Source organism: Salinisphaera dokdonensis CL-ES53, assembly GCF_040361215.1.
Lineage (GTDB): Bacteria > Pseudomonadota > Gammaproteobacteria > Nevskiales > Salinisphaeraceae > Salinisphaera > Salinisphaera dokdonensis.
On record NZ_APND01000003.1, the window covers coordinates 484,090 to 507,911 of the forward strand.

Below are 23,822 nucleotides of genomic sequence, written 5' to 3' on the forward strand. Positions count from 1 at the left end.
CGGGCTTTTTTTATGCGCACGATATTATTGAACCGACGCTTTCAACCCGGAGCCATCATTCGATGACCACCGCCCACGACCCCGATTCGAACTCTCCGGTCGCCCTCGTAACCGGTGCCGGGCGCGGCATCGGCCGTGCCGTGACCCGACGTCTGCTGAACGACGGCTATCATGTCGGCGCCCTCGACCAAGACGCCGGCGCCCTCGCCGATCTGCAGACCGGTCTTGATGCCGGCGTGCGTCTGCATTGCCAGACCCTGGTCGCCGACGTCGCCGATGAATCCGCCGTGCAGAGCGCAATCGAGCAGCTTGTCGCCACCCGCGGCCATCTCGATGTACTGGTGAACAACGCCGGTATCGCCGATCCCTTCAACGGCCCCATCGAGTCGTTGTCGCTGGCCGACTGGAATCGGGTGATCGGCACCAACCTGACCGGCTTTTTCCTATGCGCGAAGCACGCCGCGCCGCTGCTTCGCCAACGCCATGGTTGCATCGTCAACATGGCTTCCAGCCGCGCCTACCAGTCCGAGGCCGATACCGAAGCCTATGCCGCGAGCAAGGGTGGCATCAGTGCGCTGACCCATGCGCTGTCGATCAGCCTCGGTCCGGATGTTCGTGTGAACGCGGTCGCCCCGGGCTGGATCGACGTCCGGGATGAACAGCCGGGCGCGCAGACGCCGTCATCGCTGCGCGCGGTTGACCACGAACAGCACCCGGGCGGGCGAGTCGGCCGCGGCGACGATATCGCGGGCGTGGTCGCCTTTCTATGCGGCCGTGATGCGGCTTTCATCACCGGTCAAACGCTGGTGGCCGATGGCGGCATGACCCGCAAGATGATCTACCAGCACTAGAAATCGGCGATGCTCTGTTGCGGCATCCCGGCGGGTCGAGCCGTCTGTCGATTGCGGCACCACCGGCCCGTTCGAGCATGTCGCGAGCCATTTAGATTGCGCACAATACTTGTCTTTGCCATCCAACGGCCTTACCGTCGAGGCTGTCATCGATAAACAAGGAGTGACGTATGCCCATTCGCAAGGCAAATGCGCAATGGCAAGGTGATCTGAAGTCCGGCAAGGGCAACATGGCCCTGGAAAGTGGCGCCTACGAAGGCCAGTTCTCGTTCAAGACCCGTTTCGAGGACGGCAACGGCACCAATCCGGAAGAACTCGTGGGCGCGGCGCATGCCGGCTGCTTCTCGATGCAGTTCTCGGCCATGCTCGCCGCCGAAGGCCATACGCCGGATTCGGTGCAGACCGAGGCCAAGGTGCACTTCTCGGTCGAGGACACGCCGACGATCGAACGTATCGATCTGATCACGCGTGGCAAGGTCCCCGGCATGGACGATTCCCAGTTCAAGGACATCGCTTCCAAGGCCAAGGACGCCTGCCCCGTATCGCGTCTTTACACCGGCGCCGAGATCACGCTCGACGCCGCTCTGGAGAGCTGATCGCCTTCAACAGCGGTAAAGCGTGCGAACGAAAAGCCGGGCCTTAGTCCGGCTTTTTTATGTCTGCTACGCACGTTTTCGCGCGACACAACCAGCGCTCACAGCGGCCCTTTCCTGCGCGAAACGCCCGCGAAACACATGATTTTGCCCCGACGGCCATTGTTTTTTGCCTGATCGTCGCAAGGTCTTGTCTTTCACACGCGCCAATCAGAGCGAGAAAAGAATGGAAGTCAAGCAGGACAGCGTCGTAAGCATCCACTACGTGCTGCGCGACACCGAGGGCGAAATCATCGATCAGTCGGGCGAAGAACAGCCGCTGGCGTATCTTCACGGCCACGGCAACATCGTGCCGGGTCTGGAGAAAGCGATCGAAGGTCATGCCGAGGGCGAAGAGGTCAAGACGACCATCGATCCCGAAGAAGGCTATGGCCCCTATCGCGAAGAGCTCGTGCAGAAGGTCAGCCGTGATGCCTTCCAGGGTGTCGACGAACTCGCGCCGGGCATGAGCTTCCGCGCCGAATCCGACGCCGGTCCCATGATCGTGACCGTCAAGGAAGTCGAAGGCGAAGAAGTCACGGTCGATGGCAACCACGTGTTGGCCGGCCAGACGCTCGACTTCACCGTGAACATCGCGGAAGTCCGTGAAGCCAGCAGCGAAGAGATCGAGCACGGCCACGTGCACGACGGCTCGACGCACGGCTAGCACGCAGTAACAGGCGCGACGTGGCGGGCGGGCTCCTCGTTTGGGGAGCCCGCGCCGCAGCGTATTTGCGCCAGTGACTGACGATGCATTTCGATACAACCGAGGACAGGAGACCAGATCATGAGTGAACCGGTTCTTCTGATCACCGGCGCTTCGAGCGGTATCGGCGCGGCCACCGCCCGCCATGCCGTCGAACAGGGCTATCGCGTGGCACTCGCCGCGCGCTCGGCCGCCAAGCTCGACGCCCTGGTCGACGAACTCGGTGGCGCCGACAAGGCTTTCGCCGTCAGCTGCGATGTGACCGACAAGGACTCACAGCAGCAGATGGTGCAATCCACGTTGGCGCATTTCGGCCAGATCGACGCCGTATTCGCCAATGCCGGCATCGGCGGCAAACCCGGCGGATTCTGCGGTGCCGACAGCGACGTCTGGAAGGACATGATCCTTACCAACGTCTACGGCGTGGGCCTGACGATTCAATGCTGTGCCGAAGCGCTCAAGCAGAGTCGTGGCCATCTGCTTATCACCGGCTCGGCCGCGGGTCGCACCACCATCCCAGGTTCCATGTACAGCGCCACCAAGTGGGCGGTCTCCGCGATCGGCTACGGGGTGCGCGAGGAACTGCGAGGTACCGGCGTGCGCGTGACGCTTATCGAGCCCGGCATGGTCGATACGCCGTTTTTCGACGACCAGCCGGAACATGCACTGACCGATGGTGATATTGCCGAGGCCGTGCTGTTCTCGCTGTCACGTCCGGCCAGTGTCGACGTCAACGAAATCCTCGTCCGGCCGACGCCGAAGATCGAGGACTGACTGACCCAGCGTCCGGATACAAGCCGCAGGCACAAAAAACCCGGCGTTTGAAAGCGCCGGGTTTTTTATTATCCGCGGGTCGTACCGCTGGCGTCCCTACTCGACCAGCAGGAACCCGGCGATCCAGCCCGTGCGACCGTCGTCGAAACGAATCCGGCGCCAGTCCTTCTCTCGGCCGGTGATCATCACACGCTCGTTGCGCTTGGCCTGGAACTTCACACCGTTGCCGGTAGACGGCCCCGACCGCACGTTGACTACATCGCCGCCGATATAACGGATCGGCCCGGTCTCGGATACGGCTTGCGGCAAGGCATCGTTGCCCCCGCGATCGCCGCCCTGCTGGCCCGAACTCGCCTGCTGCCCGCCGTCATCGCCGTTGCGTAGTGGCGCGCTGCTGCCCGCGAGTAGAAAGTCGGCCACCCAGCCCACCGTGTAATCGTCACGGAAAATGACCTGCGCCCAATCGTTGCGGGTATCCAAGACCGATACGCGTGTGTTGCGATCCGCCTGGCGCAATACCCGGCCGCGGGTACTCGGCTGGCTGCGGATATTCACGTTGTCGCCATCGATACGCGACTGCGGCAGATTCTGGCTGATCTGCGGCAGATTGTTCTTGGCCGAACTATTGCCGGCAGCAGCCGCCTTGGCCGCCCACTTAGCCGCTTCGGCGAGATCCTGCTTTACGCCCTCGCCACGCACATAGAGCACGGCCAGATTGTTCTGGGCAGCCGACTCGCCGTGCTCGGCGGCGCGCGTGAACCACTCCGCGGCCAGGGCGCTATCCTTTTCTACGCCGTGCCCGGACTGATACATGATGCCGAGATTGTGTTCTGCCTTGGCGTAATTCTGCGCCGCCGCCTTCTCGTACCAGCGGCGCGCCTTGGCATAGTCCTGCTCGACGCCATAACCCTCGTCGTAGAGCACGCCCATGTTGTACTGGGCGTTGGCATTGCCGTTGTCGGCCAACGGTTTGGCTGTCTTGAGTACTTCGGCAGCTTCGGCATCGCTGGGCGCCTGCGCGAAAGCGTTGTTGACGCTCGCGAACGCGGTGGAGGCCGTAATAGCTATAACCGCGAGCCGTGCGATCGCTGTTTTATTCATGCTCAATCCTTGCATTGCGGCCTTGTGACGGCCGCGAACCCCTCATTGAAAGTGCTTTTAACCAAACCCCGAGCGCACGGTCAAATACCGTGCAAAACCAGGCCTGTTCCCCAGTAACTACGGCCCCGCTGCCCGATCCGGCTTGTGCACGCCGTAGCGTACACGAGCCCAGGCATACATCGCCGCGCCGCCAACCATCCAGACACCGAAGATGGCCCATTCCACAGGCAACAGCGCGGACGGACTACCCGGCAGATAGAGCGCGATCAGTGCCAGCGACAACCCGATGGCAACTATACCGACGACCTTGCCGCCAGGCACGAGAAACGGGCGCTCCATGTGCGGCTCGCGATAGCGCAGAACCACGAACGATGCTGCCACGAACAGATACGCCAGCACGATGCCCAGACCGCCAGCGTCGACCAGCCAAACCATCGCGCTCCGGCCGAGCAGCGGCGCAATCGAACTCACCGCGCCGATCAGCAGGATCGCATTGGTCGGCGTGTTGTAGCGCGGATGCAGCTCGGCAAACAGGCGCGGCAGCATATCTGCCTTGGCCAGCGCATAGATCGCGCGCGAGCCGCCGATATAGAACGCGTTCCAGCTGGTGAGAATACCGGCCATGCCAGCCAGCACCATGAGCTTGCCGGCCCAGTTGCTGGAAAAGGCCGCGGCCATCGCGTCCGGCACCGCCAGCGAGTCCGGATCGATCCCGTCGGGGCCGAGCGAGAGCGCGGTCGCGAAAATGATCGCGGCATACCAGAACACCGCCAGCAGCACCGAGAACATGAGCAGGCGGCCGATATCACGCTGCGGCAGGTCTATCTCCTCGGCGGCCTGGGGAATCACGTCAAAGCCGACGAACATGAAAGGCACCATCACGAGCACGCTCATGATCCCGCCGGGCACGGAGTTGTCGCCGGTGAACAGCGGCGTGAGATTGCCGCCGTCACCGGTAAATAGCGCACCGGTGAGAAACATCAGCCCGACCACGACGATCATCACGGTCACGAGCTTCTGCACCAGGGCCGCCGTACGGATACCGATGTAGTTGATCCACATCATCATCAACGACCCGATTACGCCGACGGCCACCCACGTGGCCTCGACATCCCAGCCGGCCACGGTCCAGAGATGACCCACGCTGTAGCCGGGGAACAGGTTCTCGACCACGGTGGGCAGCGCCACGGCCTCGAACGAGACCACGGTCATATAGCCGAGCACGATCGCCCAGGTACAGACGAACGACGCTAGGTGGCCAAGCCCACGATAGCTGTAGACGTGCTCGCCGCCAGCCTGCGGCATGGCCGCAGCCAGTTCTGCGTAGGTCAACCCCACCAACACGATGGCAACCCCGCCGATCAGAAAGGCGCTGACCGCCCCCATGCTGCCGGCCGAAAGAATCCAGGTGCCGGTCATCACGATCCAGCCCCAGCCGATCATCGCCCCGAAGGCGAGCGCCAGCACATCCTTGCGCGCCAGAACACGCACGAACCGCGGCGTATCACCGCTGATGGTCATCGTTTCCCCCCGACCCGGCAGGTCGTTTGCTGCGTTCTGAATTCCCCTTTATCGCAGCCTATCACCGACCGTCACGGGCCGGTGTAACGATCGCGTAACGGGCGACGAACATCGCCACCGCCGCGTCGACAATCTGTTCTGCGTCATCGACATCCGGCGTCAAGCCGAGCAGCGCCCTGATCTGCGAGTCGCCGCGCAACGCACCCAGAAACTGACCTGCGGCAAGCCGGCAATCCGGCAGATCGACCAGGCCATGTGAACGTGCCTGTTCCAGATAGCCGCTGACGCTTGCCAGCGTCAGGCCCGGCGCACTGTCGTAGAAGATCGGCCCGAGTTCGGGGAAACGCGGCAGCTCGGCGGCCACCATGCGCAACAGCGTGAGGTTCTGCTGGGACAGGATCGCCTGCAGGAAGGAATGGCCGATATCGGTCAACGCACGGGACAACGACAGGTCGCCGACGTCGTCGGGCAGGGCCATGCGCTCGTGCACGCGCCGGCACTCGCGCCGGGTCGTCGCGGCAAACAGGGCCTGCTTGCTCGCGTAATGGGCATATACCGTCGCCTTGGACACGCCCGCTCGGGCTGCGATCGCATCCATGCTGCTTGCGCCGAAGCCATGCTCGACAAACAGCGCGCGCGCGGCATCGAGCACCTGGGCCGGCTTGCCATGCGTGGCAACGGCCTGTTCTCGATCGATTTCATTCATCGCGCACGCTCCAGAAGCCTTGCATGGGCATTCGTGTGTATTTGACAGTTAGTGTTATACGCAACTAAATTATCGCAACTGAACTGAACCGTACAGTTCAGATTCCTATACTGCCGGCCGCTTGCCATGCCTTTCAACAGCACCCTCCCGGACGACTCAGGTCACGCATGGCGGCGTGTGCTTTTGCGCCGCGTCGTCACCGTGTTGAGCCTGACGCTGCTCGCAGGCTGCACCGTGGGCCCCGACTATCAGCGCCCCGCTGCTGCCGACGGGCAGGCATACACGATCCCGCAGACAACCGTCGACGATGCGACATTGAATCGCCAGATGTTCGAACGTGCCGGCGCGGTGCAGGCCGACTGGTACCGGGTATTCGGCTCCGACAAGCTCGACAGCCTGATCGCACGGGCGCTGTCGCACAGCCCCACGCTCGCAGCCGGTCGCGCCCGTCTGAAGGCCGCGCGCGAGGCGGTGAACGCAAGCCAGGGGGCGCTGTTTCCGCAGGTCGGCGCGTCGGCCGGCGTGTCGCGGCAACGCGCCAGCGGCATCGAACTGGGCATCGACGATCCGATGTTCATCAACGTTTTCAATCTCTACAGCGGCCGCATCAGCGCCAGCTACGATCTCGATGTATTCGGCAAGACCCGCCGCCAGATCGAGCGCAGCGAGGCACAGCTGGATTTCGCGCGTTATCAGGTACTCGATACCTACGTGACGCTGGTCAACAACCTCGTCGCCACGGCCGTGGCCGAAGCCGGGCTGAACGCGGCGATTGATACCACCCAGCAGATCATCGCCAGCCAGCAACGCACGCTCGATATCGTCGACAAGCAGGTGGAGTACGGCGCGGCTATCGACGCCGACGCCTCGCAGATCCGCACACGGCTCGCACGCACGCGCGCCTCGCTGGAGCCGCTACGCAAGCAGCGGGCGATCGCGGTCAACCGCATGGCAACCCTCGTGGGCGCGGCGCCCGGTGAATTCGACGACCCGCGATTCGCGATCGAAGAACTCACCCTGCCCGAAACGCTGCCCGTGAGCGTGCCCAGCGCACTGGTGCGCCAACGACCGGACATCCTAGCCGCCGAGGCGCTGGTGCACGCCGCCAGTGCACAGATCGGCATCGCCAGCGCGAACCTGCTGCCGGATTTCTCGATCACCGGCTACTACAGTCGCGAAGGCCTCGGCCTGGGCGATCTGACCGATCCGATGAACGCGCTGTGGCAGCTGGGAGCCTCGGTGAGCGCGCCGCTGTTCGCCGGCGGGCGCCTGCGCGCCCAGAAACGCGCCGCGCGCGATCAATACGTGGCCGCCCTGGCCGACTACCGTGCCACCGCACTCGCCGCCTTCGGCGAAGTCTCCAACAGCCTGCGCTCGATCGAATCCGACGCGCGCGCACTGCGCGACCAGCGGGTCGCCGCCGAACAGGCACGCCGCAACCTGGAAAGCGTGCGAGCGCGGGTGAACAACGGCGCCGCGACCTATATCGCGCTCTATACCGCCGAAGCGCAATACCAGGAGGCACTGCTCGACGTCGCCAGTGCACGCGTGACTCGCTACAGCGACAGCGCCGGCCTGTTTCGCGCGCTCGGCGGCGGCTGGTGGAACGCTGACGTCTCGCCGCTCGCTACGCCGGACGACGCCGAGACGGCGTCTGTTGATTGAAAGGAAAGTCCATGGCCGATGATTCCAGCACGCCCGATACGACCCGCAGCGAACCCATCGCCCGCAAGGGCAATCCGCGCCGCAAGTGGTACCTGCTCGGCCTGGCCGCCGTGTTCGTTCTCATCGGCGTGGCCTATGGCGCCTACTATCTGCTCGTTGCCCAGTTCTATGCCGCGACCAACGACGCCTACGTGCACGGCAACCGCATCATGCTCACGCCACAGCGGCCCGGCACCGTCACCGCCATCCATGCGGACGACACCGACCGCGTGAACGCCGGCGATACCCTGATCGAGCTCGACGACAGCGATGTCGGCAACGCACTGGAGAACGCCAGCGCCGGACTTGCCGACGCAGTACGTCATGTCCATCAGCTGTTCGCCCAGGCCGACGCCCAGCGCGCGACGGTGGACATGTATGCCACCGAACTCGAACAGGCACGGCGCGACTACAACCGCGATCAGCGCCTGATCAAGGTCCGCGGCGTAACCCAGAAAGCCTTCGAGCACAGCCGCGCCGCCTATCATCAGGCCCGGTCGCAGCTCGCAGCAGCCAAACACCGCCTCACCGAGCTTGAGGCCCAGACCGAGGGCACTACCCTGCGCGGTCACCCCCAGGTGCGCCAGGCGGCGGCGCAGCTGCGGGCAGCATGGCTCGACGTGCGCCGCAGCCGCGTGCCCGCGCCGGTTTCGGGTTATGTCGCCCAGCGCGATGTGCAGCTCGGCCAGCGCGTCGATCCGAGCAAGCCGATGCTGTCGATCGTGCCCATCAATCAGGTCTGGGTGAACGCCAATTTCAAGGAAACCCAGCTCGCCGCAATGCGGATCGGCCAGCCGGCCGACGTCTATTCAGACTTCTACGGCGACGAGACGCTCTACCACGGTCACGTCGCCGGCATCAGCCCGGGCACGGGCGCGGCCTTCGAACTGCTGCCACCACAGAATGCGTCCGGCAACTGGATCAAGATCGTGCGTCGGGTGCCGGTGCGTATCGTCATCGACCCGAAAGATCTCGAAAACCACCCGCTGCGCCTGGGCCTGTCGATGCAGGTGAGCGTCGACCTGCACGACACCAGCGGCAAACCGCTGGCCGAGCATGCGCCGACCGAAACACGCATGCGTACCGACGTCTATGGTCAGCGCGAGGACGGCGCGGAACGGCTGATCGATCGCATTATCGCGGTCAATGACGGCGATCCCGCAACCACGGCACAGGCGCCCGCGAACAGCATCGGCCGGCTTTCGCCGCAGTCATGAGCGCAAGCGCCGACGACAGCGTCCCGGCGCCATTGCCGCCCGGGGCACTCGTGCTGGTGACGCTGAGCCTGGCGCTCGCCGTGTTCATGAACGTGCTGGATGTGTCGATCGCCAACGTGTCGATCCCCACCATCGCGGGCGACCTCGGCGTGTCCACCAGCAACGGCACCTGGGTGATCACCTCGTTCGCGGTGGCCAACGCGATCGCGGTGCCGGTCTCCGGCTGGATGGCCAAGCGCGTGGGCGAGGTAAAGCTGTTCGTATGGTGCACGGTGCTGTTCACCCTGTTCTCGTTTTTGTGCGGCATTTCGGGATCGTTCGTGATGCTGCTGGTGATGCGCGCCGCGCAGGGCGTAGTCGCCGGACCGATGATTCCTTTGTCCCAAAGCCTACTGCTGGCCAATTATCCGCCGGAAAAGCGCGGCTTCGCCAACGGCATATGGGGCATGACGGCCGTCGTCGGGCCGGTCGCCGGACCGATCCTCGGCGGCTGGATCACCGACAACGTCAGCTGGTCGTGGATCTTCTACATCAACGTACCGGTGGGCATCTTCGCTGCCACCGGCACCTGGTTTGTCCTGCGCAATCGCGAAACCGAGACGCAGAGACTACCGCTCGACCTGGTCGGCCTCGCCCTGCTGATCGTCGGCGTGGGCGCACTGCAGATCATGCTCGACAAGGGCAACGACGAGGCCTGGTTCCAGTCTTCGTTCATCGTCGTTCTGGCGATCACGGCCACGGTTTTTCTCGCCTTGTTCGTGGTCTGGGAGCTGACCGACGACAACCCGGTAGTGGATCTCAAGCTGTTCGGCCGGCGTAATTTCACCGTCGCCACGCTATGCGTGACGCTTGGTTTCATGACCTATTTCGCCGGCGTCGTGCTGCTGCCGCTGTGGCTGCAGAACGAGCAGGGCTACACGCCGACCTGGGCCGGCATCACGACCGCCTCGCTGGGGCTGATGGGTGCGATCTTTTCCCCGATCGTCGGCCGGCTGACCGACAAGATTGATATCCGCGTTATCGTGACCTTCGGCATGCTGCTGTTCGCCGGCCTGTCATTCCTCAAGGCCGACGCCAACACCGAGATCAGCTTCCAGCAGCTTTTTCTCACCCGCCTGCCGTGGGGCATCGGGCTGGCCTGTTTCTTCATCCCGTTGATAACGCTGTCGCTGACCGGCCTACCGTCGAGCAAGGTGGCCAGCGCGTCGGGGCTGTTTAATTTCATGCGCCTGATCGCGCTGAGCTTCGGCACATCACTGTCCGTGACGATGTGGGACCGGCGCCAGGCCTATCACGACCATGTGCTGAGCGCGCATACCTCGGCCTCCGACCCACTGACCCAGCAGTGGCTTGCCCAGGCACAGGCGAGCGGCCTCAGCGAGCCGCAATCCTACGGCGCTCTCGCGCAGACGATCTCGGAGCAATCCTTCATGCTCGGGCTCAACGAGATGTATACGCTCGCCGGCTGCGTGTTTCTGGGACTTACCGTGGTGGTGTGGATGTCGCGACCCAACGAGTGATCGCAGCTTTCGCGCTCGCGGGGAGACGCGCGAAGCGCATCCGCTAGGCCGGACGGCTGCGGCGTATGGCGACGCCGGGCGTCCGGCAGCGTAAGCGCCGATTTAGCGCAACTCTGTCGCACTTTCTGCCTCGAGCGGGTTGCCGCAAAACTCGGGCCGCGGCTTTTCGAGGCTTGAGGCACTACTCGACGAATGCAGCGCCACCTGTTGTCAGTACAAGAAAAGATGTGCGGGTCGATCTTTAGTGTGTCTCTCCCGGCCCTGTTCCCTACCCGGTGCTAAAGCGCAGCCCGTTGCGGCCGATGTTACTGTGTAACCCGCAGCTCGCCGCGAGGCAGGCTCGATGCCCCGGTGGGGACCGGGCGAACGATCATGTGACTGTTACGAAACTTTTACCCCGGGGAACAGGTCGAAGGCGACTGTTGGGCGAAAGCTTTCGCTGCAAGAGCGCGAGGAACCGAGGGCTATAGATGCGTTGGTTGGATTTTTTGCGTGCCGGCTCGCACGGCGCGCTAGGTATAGGTTTGTTCGTTTGTCTGGGCGGTGCCCATGCAAACCCGTTCTCGTACGGATCGAGTGCAGGCCTGCACGCCGCTGCTTTCAATAGCTCGGGCGTTCTGGGTGCCCACCAGTCGCGTCCACTGCTGACCGATCAACTCGAACACGACGAACGACAGGCACTGCTCGCGAAAAGCGCGCCCGAGATCACGCCCTGGCAGGAGATCACCGTCGCGCCGGGCGATTCATTGTCCAAACTGTTCTCTCGAGCCGGATTGCCGGCCCGTGAATGGGTCGCCCTGCTCAATCTCGGCGAAAAGGTTAAGCCCCTCGAAAAACTTCGACCCGGCGATACCCTCGAACTGCGCAAGACCACCAGCGGCCATCTGGCCGAACTGCGCTTCAAACTCAACTCCGTGGACACGCTGTCCGTCAGCCGCAGCAACCTCGGCGGCGGGGGCAACAACCCGGGCGAGCTCGAAGCCGAGATTGTGCATCTCGACACCCATACGCGTCGTCTGAGCGTGCGCGGCACGGTCGACGGCTCGCTCTCCCAGTCGCTTTCCAGTGCTGGCGTGCCCCCGAACGTGGCAACCCAGCTGGCGCATATCTACCGCTATCGCGCCAATCTATCCCGTCATATGCATCCGGGCGATGCCTTCAGCGTGGTCTACGACGCGGAGTATGCCGACGGCAAGCGCGTCGCGGCGGGCCCGGTCATCGCCGCCAGCATCACGACTGGCGGACAGAACCTCAAGGCGTTCCGCGCGGTGAACGACGACGGCGAAGTGCGTTATTACGACGCGACCGGCAAGCCCTATGAGCCGTCCCTGTCGCGTCACCCACTTAAGTATTCGCGCGTCAGTTCGCCGTTCAATCCCAGCCGCCTGCATCCGATCCTGCGGGTACGTCGCCCGCACTGGGGCGTGGATTTCGCCGCGGCCCGCGGCACACCGATCCATGCGGCCGGAGACGGGGTGGTCACATTCGTCGGCCGCAAGCATGGCTATGGCCGCATCGTGCAGCTGCGTCATTTCGATGGTTACACGACCCGCTACGGCCACATGTACGAGTTCGTCGACGGTATCGAGAAAGGAGACCGCGTGCGTAAGGGCCAGGTCATCGGCTATGTCGGCGCGACCGGCGAAGCGACCGGCCCCCATCTGCATTACGAAGTGCGGCGCGACGGGCGCGCGCACAATCCTCTGACGATGAAACTGCCCGACGGCGAATCCTTGCCGCAGGCACGCCTGGCCGCCTTCACGAATCGTATCCAGCCGCTGATCGCGCGACTCGACGACGTACCGGACATGCCGAATACGCTCATCGCCTCAAGCGCGAGCGTGGATGCGCGTCACGGTTGCATCCGCGCCAGCGGCGTCAACGCCGCATTCGCGCTTGCCCCGAAAAACACTCGCAAGCGCCATTCGCTGGCGGAACTGTTTTGCGTGGCCTCGTCCGACACCAACGCCTGACGAGATAACGGCCGGGTAAGCAACCAAAAGAAAAGCCGGTTGGCGAGCCACCCGGCTTTTTTTCTGCGCGTTCTTTGGAATTAGAGGTCCGTCAATGACGGCCTCATACCGCGTGTTCTAGTGATGACGGCGGTGCTTGCGATGTTTGCGGTACTTGCGATGATGCTTGCCGTGGCCGCGGTGCCGGTCGTGATGGCGGTCATGTCCGCGGTCGTTGTATTCGTTGGCCAGCACGGCACCACCGGCACCGCCCAGACCACCGCCGACCACAGCGCCGGTTGAGCCATAGAGCGCCTGCCCCACCGCCGCACCTGCGGCCCCGCCGAGTCCTCCACCGATCGCCGAATTGAGCGTGTCCCCGGCCATACCGGCCGTGCTCGCAAACGACAGCGCGGTACCCGTTGCCAGTATGGCGATAGTCTTCTTCATGTTCTGCTCCCGACAGGATTGGTTGTCTGCGCCCAATCTAGCCAGAAGGCGTGAACTACCGCTGAACCAAACAGAAAGGCCGCGCCGGAAGCCGGCACGGCCCGCAATCGAAGAAGCCCTGTTCGACCGATCAGCTATCGGTTTGCGAGCGCTTGCCTTCGTCGTCGGCGTCCTCGTAATCGTCATCGTCCCAGACATCGTTGAGGATGTCGCGGGCTTCAAACGCGTCGGCGCCGACCGGCATGGACTCATGTTTTTCGTACAGATCCATGAGCATGCGCCGCCTGTCGTCCCGCAGCTCGCGGGTGAGCACGAAGACCATGAAGTACAGGATCACCAGAAACGGTAGCGCGGCCAGCAACGAGCCTGTCTGCAGACCCTTGAGCCCACCGGCCACGATAAGCGTCAGGCAGATCGCCGAAATCATCAGGCCCCAGGACAGGCGCTTGTAGAGCGGCGGCTCCAGCGAGCCTTCGTCGGTCATCTGGGCAACGATATAGGACGCTGAGTCCGCCGAGGTCACCAGGAACACGAAGATCAGGCACATGGCCAGAACCGACAGCACGTTGGTAAACGGCATCATCTCGAAGAATGTGAACAACGCCGACGTGATGTTTTCGTCGACCGCACTGGTGAGCGTGCCGGCGGCATCGCCGAACAGCTCCATATGCAGGGCCGCGCCACCGAATACGCCGATGAAACCACAGGCGAGCAGCGGCGGAACGATCAGCACGCCCATCACGTATTCACGGATGGTGCGCCCTTTCGAGATACGCGCCACGAAGGTGCCCACGAAGGGCGACCACGCAATTACCCAGGCCCAGTAGAAAACCGTCCAGCTCGAGATCCAGTCCTCGCCCGTGTCCTCGAACGGGTTCATGCGCAAGCTCATGGCGATGAAGTTTTCCATGTAGTCGCCAATGCCGACCACGATGGTGTTGAGGATGAATATGGTCGGGCCGGTGCACAGCACCCAGCCCATCAAGCCCAGACACAGCGCCAGGTTGATGTTCGACAGCCACTGAATACCCTTGTCGAGGCCCGAGTAGCTGGACATGGTGTAACAGGCGCACATCACGCCAAGGATGATGAACTTCCAGAGCGTGGTGTCCGGCACGCCGAACATCTGGTTCAGGCCACCGTTGATCTGCAGCACGCCCAGACCCAGCGAAGTGGCCACGCCCATCACGGTTGCCACTACGGCAAAGATGTTGAGCGCGTCGCTCGTGGGCTGGCGTGCGCCCTCGGGCAACTTGTCGGTCATCGGCTCCATCACCGTCGACACCAGGCCCGATTTCTTCTTGCGGAACTGGAAGTAGGCAATGATCAGACCGACGATCGAGAAACCGGCCCACTGGCTGATGCCCCAGTGGAAAAAGCTGTACTGGATCGCGTAACGCGCCGACTCGGGGGTCGAGCCCGGCATGTCGTTATAGGGCGGATTGAGGTAATGGAGGATCGGCTCGGCCAGCCCGTAGAACACGAGCCCCACGCCGAAACCTGCCGCCAGCAGCATGCTCACCCAGGAGAAGAAGCTGTATTCGGGCTGGCTGTAGGGTTCGCCCAGTCGAATCTTGCCGTAGCGGCTGAATGCCAGCCCGACCAGAAAGATCACGAAGCCGAAAACCGAGATCAGATAGAGCCAACCGAACACATGCGACACAGAGCCGAGTGCCGAATTGGCAAAGTTGCCGAAGCCATCGGGAAAGACAGCGCCAACGATCACTAACGCAATGATCACGAGTGCCGAACCGGTATAAACGCGCTGGCTACGCGTTAGCAGATTACTCAAGAAACCCCCGAATATTTCAATTGAATGCACCCACCGAGAGATCTCGGTCTGCAAAGATGAGGCGAGAGGAGCCGACGCAATACGCGTGGCGTATGCAACATTACTAGCACTTAGCCTCGACGCCCGCAAACGCCCGCCAGGTATTGATGCGTCTTGCCACGAGTGATCGAGCAGCCCTGGTCGGGAAGACGGTTCCGCGACCGATGCGGGCCTGCACGACGTGCCCCACGCCTTTATATCGACGCGAGATGACTCGTCGTTTCGCGCCAACCGATGCGTAGTCCGGCTCGCCCGAAATCAGGCCCGCAGCCTACCACCTGCCCACGCCGGATATTAGAAAACCAGCGACTTACGACATTCGCAATTATCCGATTTCTCCGGCGTAAGAGGATGGCTTGGCTCGACTCTTGCGGCAGCTCTGTCGGTATTCATTCATCGACAGACGAGCCTCTATGAAACGCCATCTCGCCGGCGCCCTTGCGCTATGTTGCAGCACCCTGCCAGCCCAGGCCGCCGCTGACAGTTTCGAAGTACTCCAGCCCATGGCGGACAAGCCGCAGAAAATGACCACGGGCGACTACGCCGGCAACTTCTATGTGCCCTCCACGACCGACACCGTGCGCTGGGGCTATCTGCCCAACAACAGTGCAACGCCGGTACTGACCGTGCCCTCCGGTAGCACAATCACCTTCGACACGATCTCGCACGAAGGCATCCTCGAGGATCAGGGCCGCGATCCGGTGGCCTATTTCGCCACGCACGACATTGCAGAGAAGGCCGTGCTCAAAGACGCGATCGCGATCACCGGCTCCGACATGAAACACGATTTCTTCGGCGACGGTCCGCACATCGTGACCGGCCCCGTCGCTATCAAAGGCGCCGAACCGGGCGACGTGCTCAAGGTGGAAGTCGTCAAACTCGAACCACGCGTCCCTTACGGCGTGATCTCGAACCGCCACGGCAAGGGCGCGCTACCGGGCGAATACCCCAGGACCGAGCCCCAAGAGAACCCGAGCAGCGAATATCCCGACCGCTATGCCAACGTATCTACCTTCACCCCGATCGAGAAGGACGGCGACCAATGGTTCGGCGTGCTGGACGCGGGTGAGAAACGCCAGATACGTTTCCCGCTACGTCCGTTCATGGGCATCATGGGGGTCGCCCCGGACACCGCCGATCCCGTGAATTCCGTGCCGCCGTCCCGTATCGGCGGCAACGCCGACATCAACGATCTGGGCGCCGGCAGCACCGTCTATTATCCGATCGCGGTCGAAGGCGGGCTGTTCTATACCGGCGACAGTCATTTCACCCAGGGTGATGGGGAAGTGGCACTGACGGCCCTCGAAGGCTCGCTGCGGGCAACGCTCAAGCTCACCCTGCTCAAGAGCGGCAAGGCGGAATTGCCGGGCAAGAAGGTCGACAAGCTGCTCGGCGAGACAAACGACTACTGGATCACGGTCGGCCTCGACGAGGATCTGGACCTCGCGATGAAGGACGCAGTACGCGAATCCATTCGCTTCCTGCATGCCCACTACGGGATCGACGAAGCTCTGGCGCTCGCTTACCTGAGTGCGGCGACTGACTTCGAAGTCTCTCAGGTGGTCGACAAGACCAAGGGCATCCACGCGTTGATCCGGAAATCCGACTTCGACGATTTCGACGCGTCCGAATAACTTTCTTCGCCCGGTCGCGGCCGATGCCGCGGCCGGGTTCAATCGACTCGTTCAGGTCTGATTCGACAAATGCCCTAGGATGGAGGTCTGACACTCCATTACCGAATCATCATGGACCTGATCCGCATTCTCCTTTCCATCCTGCTGCCGCCAGTCGGTGTATTCCTGCAAGTCGGCATCGGCCTGCATTTCTGGATCAACATCCTGCTGACGCTGCTGGGCTATGTGCCGGGCGTGATCCACGCGATCTACATCATTCTTAAACGGTGATGAGTTCAAGGCTGTAAAAACCGGCGATCGTGCCCACTATCGATACAGCTTTGAATCCACGGCACGCGGCTGACGCATCATGAAGGCAGACCTCTCCGTTCTCGATCTTGTACCGGTGCCCAGTGGCATGGACGCGTCGGACGCCGTGCGCTCGAGCATTGATCTCGCGCGCACGGCCGAGCGTTGCGGCTACAAGCGCTACTGGATCTCCGAGCATCACAGCATGCCGAGCATTGCCAGCTCGGCGCCGGAGGTGCTGCTTTCGCGCGCCGCGGCCATGACCGACCACATCCGCGTGGGGTCGGGCGGCATCATGCTGCCCAACCACGTGCCGCTACGAGTGGCCGAGATTTTCCACACGCTGGAAGCGCTGTATCCCGGCCGCATCGATCTGGGCCTGGGTCGAGCACCCGGCTCGGATGCCCGCGCCAGTCGCGCCCTTCGTGCCTCGTCGGGCGAGCAGTTCGCTGACCTGCTCAACGAAATGCTGGCGCTGTCTCGGGGCACGCTGCGGCGCGGCCATCCCTATCACGGCGTGACCGTGAGCCCGAGCGACGTATCGCTGCCGCCAATCTGGATTCTCGGTTCGAGTGGCGCAAGCGCGCACGTCGCGGGCAAGGCCGGCATGGGTTACAGCTTCGCGAGCCACTTCAGCCCGGTCCCGGCCGAGCCGGCGCTACGCCGCTATCGCGGGGCATTTTCGCCGTCGCCGGGGTTCCCCGAACCGCACGCCATTCTCGGAGTATCGGTGATCTGTGCGCCGACCGACGAAGAGGCCGAGCGTCTCGCCTCGACGGTAGACCTGATGTGGCTGCGTCTTCGCAAAGGGGAGTTTTCGCCTCTGCCTTCGCCCGAGGAAGCCTTGGCCTACGAGTACACGGACATGGAGCGTAATGCGATTTTGGAAAATCGTGACCGCCACGTCATCGGCAGCCCGGAATCGGTTCGCAATCAACTCAACGAACTGTTCGCAGACGGCGAGCCGGACGAAATAATGATCGTGTCTAATATCCACGATCCACAGAAACGTCTGCAGAGCTATGAATTGGTCGCCCAAGCCATGCAATAATGCGGGTGCGCGTTGATTAGACAGTTGAAAATTTCATAACCGCGCCGATGAATTCGGGATATTTATCCCAAATTGCATTTTAGTTCGCGCTCGCGGAACAAAACCGTCACAATGACATCAGCACATTTGACCGGATCCGACCGTATGGGCGTCTCTCCCGAACGCGACAACGACAGCCTGCCCGTACTCAACGAGCAACTGTGCTTTTCCCTGTACACCGCTACCCACCGCATCATCCGCGCCTACCGCCCCCTGCTCGAACCGCTGGGGCTGACCTATGTCCAGTATCTGGTGATGCTCGTGCTCTGGGAACAGGCACCACGTTCGGTCGGTGAACTCGGCCAGCAGCTGCATCTGGATAGCGGCACGCTGACCCCGCTGCTCAAGCGGATGGAGAAATCCGGCCTGGTTCTGCGCGAACGCGATAGCGAAGACGAACGCCGGGTTCTGATCTCGCTGACCGAGGAAGGACGCGACCTGCAGCGCAAGGCCAACGAAGTGTCCGATTCCATGTTGTGCCAGATCGAACTGTCGCGTCCCGATGCCATGGAGCTGCGTGCCCGCATCATGGAGCTCGCCGACACCCTCGGCTAAAACGCACGCCAGCATCTGCCGCGCCAGGCACTCTGAGTGTATCTACGCATGGCGCGCCACCATTGATTGCTACAGAATTGCGCGCCTTTTAGACGCAGCAGAAAAATAACCATGTGGCAATGGATCAATCAGAACGCGCAGGCGTTGTCGTTCTTCGCCAGTCTCGGCACGCTCGCCGTGTGGCTTTTCTACGCCCACCTGCTCTTCTCCGGATTCAAGCGGCAGCGCAAGGCCCGCATCCTGATCACTCAGGGCTGGGGGCAACAGGTCGACTCGGTATGCCTGATCAGCAACATGAGTCAGGAGCCGATTTACGTCCACAGTCTGCTCATGACCATCCGCACGCAGGACGGCGAGTACACCGAATCGATTACCGATTTCGATACCGCCCAGCCGAATGACAGTGAGGATCGCCCCCAAGAGGTCACGCGTCAGGGACCGCTGCGCGCCGGCGAGCAGATCAATCTGGGCACCTTCCGCTCGCTTATCCGGCAAACCGGCAAGCGGCACAAGAATCTCGAACACGACGACAAGAAGCCGATCCGCTCGCTTGAGGTCGAGAACTTCAAGATCACCGTAATCGCGAGCTACGGCCCGGAGGGCGGCGTGGTCGGCGCGCAGCGCAAGTTCATCGTGCGCGGTGACAACAACGAACTGATGCGCCCGGTCGCGACCACCACCAAGCGCATGGCCAAGCGCAGCGCGCGCCAACACCTGCAGCGCTGGCTGGAAGAACAGCTCTAGGCCATCCTAGACCACTACCGGCTCTAGCAGCGGCCCTTCTTGGCCTGCCCGGGCGGGCAATGGCCGCCACCGTGGTAGTCGTGGCCACCGCGGTGATGATCGTCGTCGTCGGTGGTGATGGCAGCGCCACCAGCGGCGCCGGCTGCACCGCCGAGAATGGCGCCCGTGCGGCCACCGACTTCGTTGCCGATCGCCGCGCCCGCAGCACCGCCTAGGCCGCCGCCTACGGCAGCGTCGACGGTTTCGTCATCCAGCGCCATGGCAGGCGCGCTCACGCTCAGGGCCATCAGACCCGCGATCAGACTGTTACGAATCGTGTGCGTTGTCATTCTTTTATCTCCCGTATCAAAGCGCCGCGCTCTCACGACGCGCCTAGATCTGGCGCAGAGTAGACAACGCGCGGACTGAATCGCGCATGAATCATTGCGCGCTCAGCATCGCGAGCCGCAAACATTAAAAAGGCCCGCCCGGCAGATCGCCGAACAGGCCTCAACGCGCGTCGCGACGGCGCGCTATCCGGCTAGCCGAACGCCTGGATCCCGGTCTGGGCACGGCCGAGAATCAGCGCGTGCACGTCATGAGTGCCTTCATAAGTATTCACGGCTTCCAGGTTCATCACGTGACGAATCACGTGATATTCGTCGGAAATACCGTTACCACCGTGCATGTCGCGCGCCTGGCGGGCGATATCCAGCGCCTTGCCACAGTTGTTGCGCTTCATCAGCGAGACCATTTCCGGCGACCAGTTGCCTTCGTCCATCAACCGTCCGAGACGCAGCGCGCCCTGCAAACCGAGCGTGATGTCGGTCTGCATGTCGGCCAGCTTCTTCTGAATCAGCTGAGTGGCGGCCAGCGGGCGACCGAACTGCTTGCGATCGAGCGTATAGCTGCGTGCTGCGTGCCAGCAGAACTCGGCCGCGCCCATCGCACCCCAGGAGATGCCGTAGCGAGCCTTGTTGAGACAGGAGAACGGCCCCTTCAGGCCTTCCACGTCGAGGCGGTTCTCGTCCGGCACAAAGCAGTCGTCGAGCATGATCTGGCCGGTGGTCGAGGCGCGCAGCGAGAACTTGCCTTCCAGCTTCGGCGTGGTCATGCCGCCGAAGTCGCGCTCGACCACGAAGCCGTTGATCTTGCCGTCCAGGTTGGCCCAGACGACCGCCACATCGGCAATCGGCGAATTGGTGATCCAGGTCTTGGCGCCGTTGAGCACATAGCCACCGTCGACCTTCTTGGCCTTAGTGCTCATCGAGCCCGGATCGGAACCATGATCGGGCTCGGTCAGGCCGAAGCAGCCGACCCATTCGCCGGTGGCGAGCTTGGGCAGGTACTTCTTGCGTACGGCTTCGCTGCCGAAGGTGTAGATCGGAAACATCACCAGCGACGACTGCACGCTCATCGCCGAGCGATAGCCCGAGTCCACGTTCTCGACTTCACGCGCGAGCAGGCCGTAGCAGACGTGGTTGAGACCGGCGCCACCGTATTCCTCGGGAATGGTAGCGCCGAGCAAGCCCAGCTCGCCCATCTCGGTCATGATCTCGCGATGGAAGATCTCGTGGCGGTTAGCCTCGAGCACACGCGGCATGAGGCTGTTCTGGCAGTAGTCATGGCCCGCGTCGCGGATCATGCGTTCGTCTTCGGACAGCTGTGAGTCCAGGCTCAGCGCGTCCGACCATTGGAAATCCTTCATGCCTTGATCCTCTCGATGAGCATGGCCACACCCTGGCCGATGCCGATGCATAAACTGATGAGCGCGTAACGACCGTCCACGCGCTCGAGTTGGCGCAGGCCGGTCAACGCCAGCCGCGCGCCGGACGCGCCGAGCGGATGCCCGACCGCGATCGCGCCGCCGTTCGGGTTCAGGCGCTCGTCGTCGCCCTTGAGACCGAGTTCGTGGCAGCAGCCCAGTACCTGGGCCGCGAACGCCTCGTTGATCTCGATCACGTCCATATCCTTGAGCGTCAGCCCGGCACGGTCGAGCACCTTCTGGCAGGCACCGACCGGGCCGAGACCCATCACCCGCGGCGGCACACCCATGACGCCACCGGCAAGGATACGCGCTCGGGGCGCGATACCGGCCGCTTCGCCGGCTTTTTTCGAACCGATGATGAGCGCGCCGGCGCCGTCGTTGACGCCCGAAGCATTGCCAGCAGTGATGATGCCGTTACGCACGATCGGCGGCAGCTTGGCGAGCTTGTCTGCCGTGCTGGTCGGGCGTGGATGTTCGTCGGCGGCAACCGAGACCGGCGGTTGCTTGCGCCCCTGCGGCACATCCAGCGGCATGATCTCGTCGTTGAAGAAGCCCTCGGCCCGCGCGGCCTCGTAGCGGGCCTGCGACCGGGCCGCGTAAGCATCAGCGGCTTCGCGGCTGATGCCGAAATCCTCGGCCACGTTCTGGGCGGTCTCGGGCATGGCATCGGCACCATATTGCTCGAGCACCTTCGGATTGGGAAAACGCGCGCCGATGGTTGAATCGAACACCGACATATTGCGCGAGTAGGCCTTGTCGGCCTTTGCCATCACGAACGGCGCGCGGCTCATGGATTCGACACCGCCGGCGATCACCAACGCGCCCTCGTCCACGGTCACCGCGCGTGCGGCATCGACGGTGGCAGCCAGGCCGCTGCCACAGAGGCGATTGACCGTCTGGCCCGCCACCGACACCGGCAGACCCGCCAGCAGACCGGCATGGCGCGCAACGTTGCGCGCGTCTTCGCCCGCCTGGTTGGTGCAGCCGGCGATCACGTCCTCGTAATCGACAGTGTCGAAGGGATTACGCTCGACCAGCGTGCGGATCACGGCCGCCAGCATGTCGTCGGGACGCACCGGCGCGAGCGCGCCGCCATGACGGCCGAACGCGGTACGCAGGCCATCGTAGATATAAGCGTCTAGCATTGGATCTCCATCAAGGATCGCAACAGCCCGGGGCGGCCACCCGGGTCAAACGGCGGTGAAGCTGCGGTATTTTCGACCGCGCGATACCGTCTGCCGTTCCGATCCGAATCGCACCTGAAATTCCGCCTACGCCGTGCGTTGTCTCCGCACTTCCGTCATAAACGAAACGCTGTTTTAAAAAAGTCGCCGGCAAGAATAGGCGGTGGCTGTACTCAACGCAACCTCGGTCTGGTCGCCTTTGATTGCCCTTATGCTGCGCTCTGTCGTATGGCGCGCTGCAGCAATCTATAGATCGGCACGGTGACCTTCACCATGGCCTCTATAACCGGCCTGCCGAAGCCGTCACCGAGCGCCTGAAGGACATGCGCGCCAACCACGATGAAGATCCGCTGCCGCGATTGACCCGCGGCGAGGCAAGGTCTAATTTGCTTGCATAGCGAAATCGAATTCCATAATCGAACTGTCCGCTTGAAGGAGGAGTCACCATGGCGAATGCCGCAACCGATCGTTCCCACACCATGTCCGAAGCCGAATGGGAGGTCCGCAAGGATCTGGCCGCAGCCTATCGGCTTGTCTCGCTCTACGGCTGGGACGATCTGGTGTTCACCCACCTGTCCGCACGCGTACCTGGGCCGGAACACCATTTTCTGATCAATCCCTACGGTTTCCTGTTCGACGAAATCACGGCATCGTCGCTGGTCAAGGTCAACGAAGACGGTGAGATCGTCGATCCGGGCGCGACCAATCGCGTGAATCCGGCCGGTTTCACTATTCATAGCGCTGTGCATATGGCGCGCGAGGAAGCCGGCGCGGTACTGCATCTTCACGCTGCCGATGGCGTCGCAGTGAGCGCGCATCCGGACGGCCTCCTGCCGCTCAGTCAGACCGCCATGCTGTGCATTCCGCATATCAGCTTCCACGAGTACGAAGGCGTGGCACTGAACCTCGACGAGCGCGAGCGTCTGGTTGCCGACCTGGGCGATCACGACATCATGATGCTGCGTAATCACGGCACACTGACGGTCGGCAAGAACGTCGGCGAAGCCTTCACCTATATGTACTTCCTGATGAAGGCCTGCCAGATCCAAGTGCGTACTCTGGCGATGGGCCCGGGCCACGTGCCGTCTCAGCAGGCGCTGGATACTACCGCCGATCAGGCCCAGAGCCTGGGCGCGGCACACAAGCTGGCCTGGCCGGCGCTGATCCGCAAGCTCGAGCGTATGGGTAGCGACTACGCCACCTGATTGCTCGCTCTAGCACGCGAAAACGTAAGCCCTGGTTCGGCAACGAACCGGGGCTTTTTTTTGTGCTGTATTTACCCCTCTCGCGTAGCGTCGAGGTCGAATGCGACGAATCGTGCAAGACAGGGTGGCCTTTGTTTTCGCGACTTGTATTTAGGCGAAGAATAAAAGCAGCTCTCGCGGTTGCAGGAAATCCCGAGTCGCGTGAACTCCAGATGTGGACTCGAAATGCCGCGGGCTGAGGCCACCAGTCTTTCGGCACTCACGAGTTTGACGGAGCTTTTATTTCGCACTGCTTTGCGACTGTCTTTCGTTTGCTTGTCCAAACGAAAGGAAGCAAAGGAAAGGACACCCGGGCACAGCGTCGGCGCTTCGCGCCGATGCTCGCAGCGAAGGGATGCTGCCAGAACTCG

At 62.7% G+C, this 23,822-nt stretch carries 22 protein-coding genes; 14 read left to right on the forward strand and 8 right to left on the reverse strand.

Going from position 1 to position 23,822, the window contains the following annotated elements:
• Window positions 1-62: 62 nt before the first annotated feature.
• From SADO_RS11780 to SADO_RS11795, 4 genes are all read left to right on the forward strand, one after another.
• Window positions 63-851 (forward strand): SDR family oxidoreductase, encoded by a 789-nt coding sequence (locus tag SADO_RS11780; protein WP_353111575.1) that lies wholly within the window; start codon window positions 63-65, stop codon window positions 849-851.
• A gap of 170 nt (window positions 852-1,021) precedes the next feature.
• Entirely contained in the window at window positions 1,022-1,447 is a 426-nt protein-coding gene (locus SADO_RS11785) for an OsmC family protein (RefSeq protein ID WP_353111577.1), read from the forward strand.
• A 223-nt stretch (window positions 1,448-1,670) separates the two neighbouring features.
• On the forward strand, window positions 1,671-2,150 hold the full coding sequence (locus tag SADO_RS11790; protein WP_353111579.1) for an FKBP-type peptidyl-prolyl cis-trans isomerase: 480 nt from the start codon (window positions 1,671-1,673) through the stop codon (window positions 2,148-2,150).
• A 120-nt stretch (window positions 2,151-2,270) separates the two neighbouring features.
• Entirely contained in the window at window positions 2,271-2,963 is a 693-nt protein-coding gene (locus tag SADO_RS11795) for an SDR family oxidoreductase (RefSeq protein WP_353111581.1), read from the forward strand.
• 96 nt (window positions 2,964-3,059) lie between these two features.
• Here the strand turns inward: SADO_RS11795 and SADO_RS11800 are convergent, their stop codons facing one another.
• The 3 genes from SADO_RS11800 to SADO_RS11810 all read right to left on the reverse strand — a co-directional run bounded on the left by SADO_RS11800 (window position 3,060) and on the right by SADO_RS11810 (window position 6,291).
• Entirely contained in the window at window positions 3,060-4,064 is a 1,005-nt protein-coding gene (locus SADO_RS11800; protein ID WP_353111582.1) for an SH3 domain-containing protein, read from the reverse strand.
• A gap of 117 nt (window positions 4,065-4,181) precedes the next feature.
• On the reverse strand, window positions 4,182-5,585 hold the full coding sequence (locus SADO_RS11805; RefSeq protein ID WP_353111583.1) for an APC family permease: 1,404 nt from the start codon (window positions 5,583-5,585) through the stop codon (window positions 4,182-4,184).
• A 61-nt stretch (window positions 5,586-5,646) separates the two neighbouring features.
• Window positions 5,647-6,291, reverse strand: coding sequence for a TetR/AcrR family transcriptional regulator (locus SADO_RS11810; RefSeq protein ID WP_353111585.1), 645 nt, complete (start codon window positions 6,289-6,291; stop codon window positions 5,647-5,649).
• Between the two features lie 126 nt (window positions 6,292-6,417).
• Here SADO_RS11810 and SADO_RS11815 point away from each other — a divergent pair, with 126 nt between their 5' ends.
• The 4 genes from SADO_RS11815 to SADO_RS11830 all read left to right on the forward strand — a co-directional run bounded on the left by SADO_RS11815 (window position 6,418) and on the right by SADO_RS11830 (window position 12,705).
• Window positions 6,418-7,956, forward strand: a complete 1,539-nt coding sequence (locus tag SADO_RS11815; RefSeq protein ID WP_353111587.1) for an efflux transporter outer membrane subunit — start codon at window positions 6,418-6,420, stop codon at window positions 7,954-7,956.
• A gap of 11 nt (window positions 7,957-7,967) precedes the next feature.
• Window positions 7,968-9,212: an HlyD family secretion protein gene (locus tag SADO_RS11820; protein ID WP_353111589.1), complete on the forward strand. Its 1,245-nt coding sequence runs from the start codon at window positions 7,968-7,970 to the stop codon at window positions 9,210-9,212.
• A complete protein-coding gene (locus tag SADO_RS11825; protein WP_353111591.1) occupies window positions 9,209-10,732 on the forward strand; it encodes a DHA2 family efflux MFS transporter permease subunit in 1,524 nt (507 codons plus the stop codon). The genes SADO_RS11820 and SADO_RS11825 overlap by 4 nt, the downstream gene beginning before the upstream one ends.
• 470 nt (window positions 10,733-11,202) lie before the next feature.
• Entirely contained in the window at window positions 11,203-12,705 is a 1,503-nt protein-coding gene (locus tag SADO_RS11830) for a M23 family metallopeptidase (protein WP_353111593.1), read from the forward strand.
• Between the two features lie 117 nt (window positions 12,706-12,822).
• On the opposite strand, the gene SADO_RS11835 is transcribed toward SADO_RS11830, so the two are convergent.
• Both SADO_RS11835 and SADO_RS11840 read right to left on the reverse strand, forming a co-directional pair.
• On the reverse strand, window positions 12,823-13,134 hold the full coding sequence (locus SADO_RS11835) for a YMGG-like glycine zipper-containing protein (protein WP_353111595.1): 312 nt from the start codon (window positions 13,132-13,134) through the stop codon (window positions 12,823-12,825).
• A 130-nt stretch (window positions 13,135-13,264) separates the two neighbouring features.
• Window positions 13,265-14,926, reverse strand: a complete 1,662-nt coding sequence (locus SADO_RS11840; RefSeq protein WP_353111597.1) for a BCCT family transporter — start codon at window positions 14,924-14,926, stop codon at window positions 13,265-13,267.
• 452 nt (window positions 14,927-15,378) lie between these two features.
• On the opposite strand from SADO_RS11840, the gene SADO_RS11845 reads away from it, so the two are divergent.
• The 5 genes from SADO_RS11845 to SADO_RS11865 all read left to right on the forward strand — a co-directional run bounded on the left by SADO_RS11845 (window position 15,379) and on the right by SADO_RS11865 (window position 19,276).
• Window positions 15,379-16,599, forward strand: a complete 1,221-nt coding sequence (locus tag SADO_RS11845) for an acetamidase/formamidase family protein (protein WP_353111599.1) — start codon at window positions 15,379-15,381, stop codon at window positions 16,597-16,599.
• A 111-nt stretch (window positions 16,600-16,710) separates the two neighbouring features.
• Window positions 16,711-16,869, forward strand: coding sequence for a YqaE/Pmp3 family membrane protein (locus SADO_RS11850; RefSeq protein WP_353111601.1), 159 nt, complete (start codon window positions 16,711-16,713; stop codon window positions 16,867-16,869).
• Between the two features lie 79 nt (window positions 16,870-16,948).
• The gene (locus SADO_RS11855) at window positions 16,949-17,938 is read left to right on the forward strand and encodes an LLM class flavin-dependent oxidoreductase (protein WP_353111603.1); all 990 of its coding nucleotides are present in this window, start codon (window positions 16,949-16,951) and stop codon (window positions 17,936-17,938) included.
• A gap of 144 nt (window positions 17,939-18,082) precedes the next feature.
• Complete coding sequence (locus SADO_RS11860; RefSeq protein ID WP_353111605.1) at window positions 18,083-18,532, forward strand: MarR family winged helix-turn-helix transcriptional regulator; 450 nt, start codon at window positions 18,083-18,085, stop codon at window positions 18,530-18,532.
• A gap of 111 nt (window positions 18,533-18,643) precedes the next feature.
• Window positions 18,644-19,276: a hypothetical protein gene (locus SADO_RS11865; protein WP_353111607.1), complete on the forward strand. Its 633-nt coding sequence runs from the start codon at window positions 18,644-18,646 to the stop codon at window positions 19,274-19,276.
• Between the two features lie 23 nt (window positions 19,277-19,299).
• On the opposite strand, the gene SADO_RS11870 is transcribed toward SADO_RS11865, so the two are convergent.
• The 3 genes from SADO_RS11870 to SADO_RS11880 all read right to left on the reverse strand — a co-directional run bounded on the left by SADO_RS11870 (window position 19,300) and on the right by SADO_RS11880 (window position 22,168).
• Window positions 19,300-19,605: a YMGG-like glycine zipper-containing protein gene (locus SADO_RS11870; RefSeq protein ID WP_353111609.1), complete on the reverse strand. Its 306-nt coding sequence runs from the start codon at window positions 19,603-19,605 to the stop codon at window positions 19,300-19,302.
• A gap of 191 nt (window positions 19,606-19,796) precedes the next feature.
• Window positions 19,797-20,963 carry an acyl-CoA dehydrogenase gene (locus SADO_RS11875; protein ID WP_353111611.1) on the reverse strand — a complete coding sequence of 389 codons (1,167 nt, stop codon included), beginning with the start codon at window positions 20,961-20,963 and terminating at the stop codon, window positions 19,797-19,799.
• On the reverse strand, window positions 20,960-22,168 hold the full coding sequence (locus SADO_RS11880; protein WP_353111613.1) for a 3-oxoadipyl-CoA thiolase: 1,209 nt from the start codon (window positions 22,166-22,168) through the stop codon (window positions 20,960-20,962). Before SADO_RS11880 ends, SADO_RS11875 begins: the two co-directional genes overlap by 4 nt.
• Window positions 22,169-22,653: 485 nt before the next feature.
• On the opposite strand from SADO_RS11880, the gene SADO_RS11885 reads away from it, so the two are divergent.
• Entirely contained in the window at window positions 22,654-23,412 is a 759-nt protein-coding gene (locus SADO_RS11885) for a class II aldolase/adducin family protein (RefSeq protein WP_353111615.1), read from the forward strand.
• Window positions 23,413-23,822 lie beyond the last annotated feature (410 nt).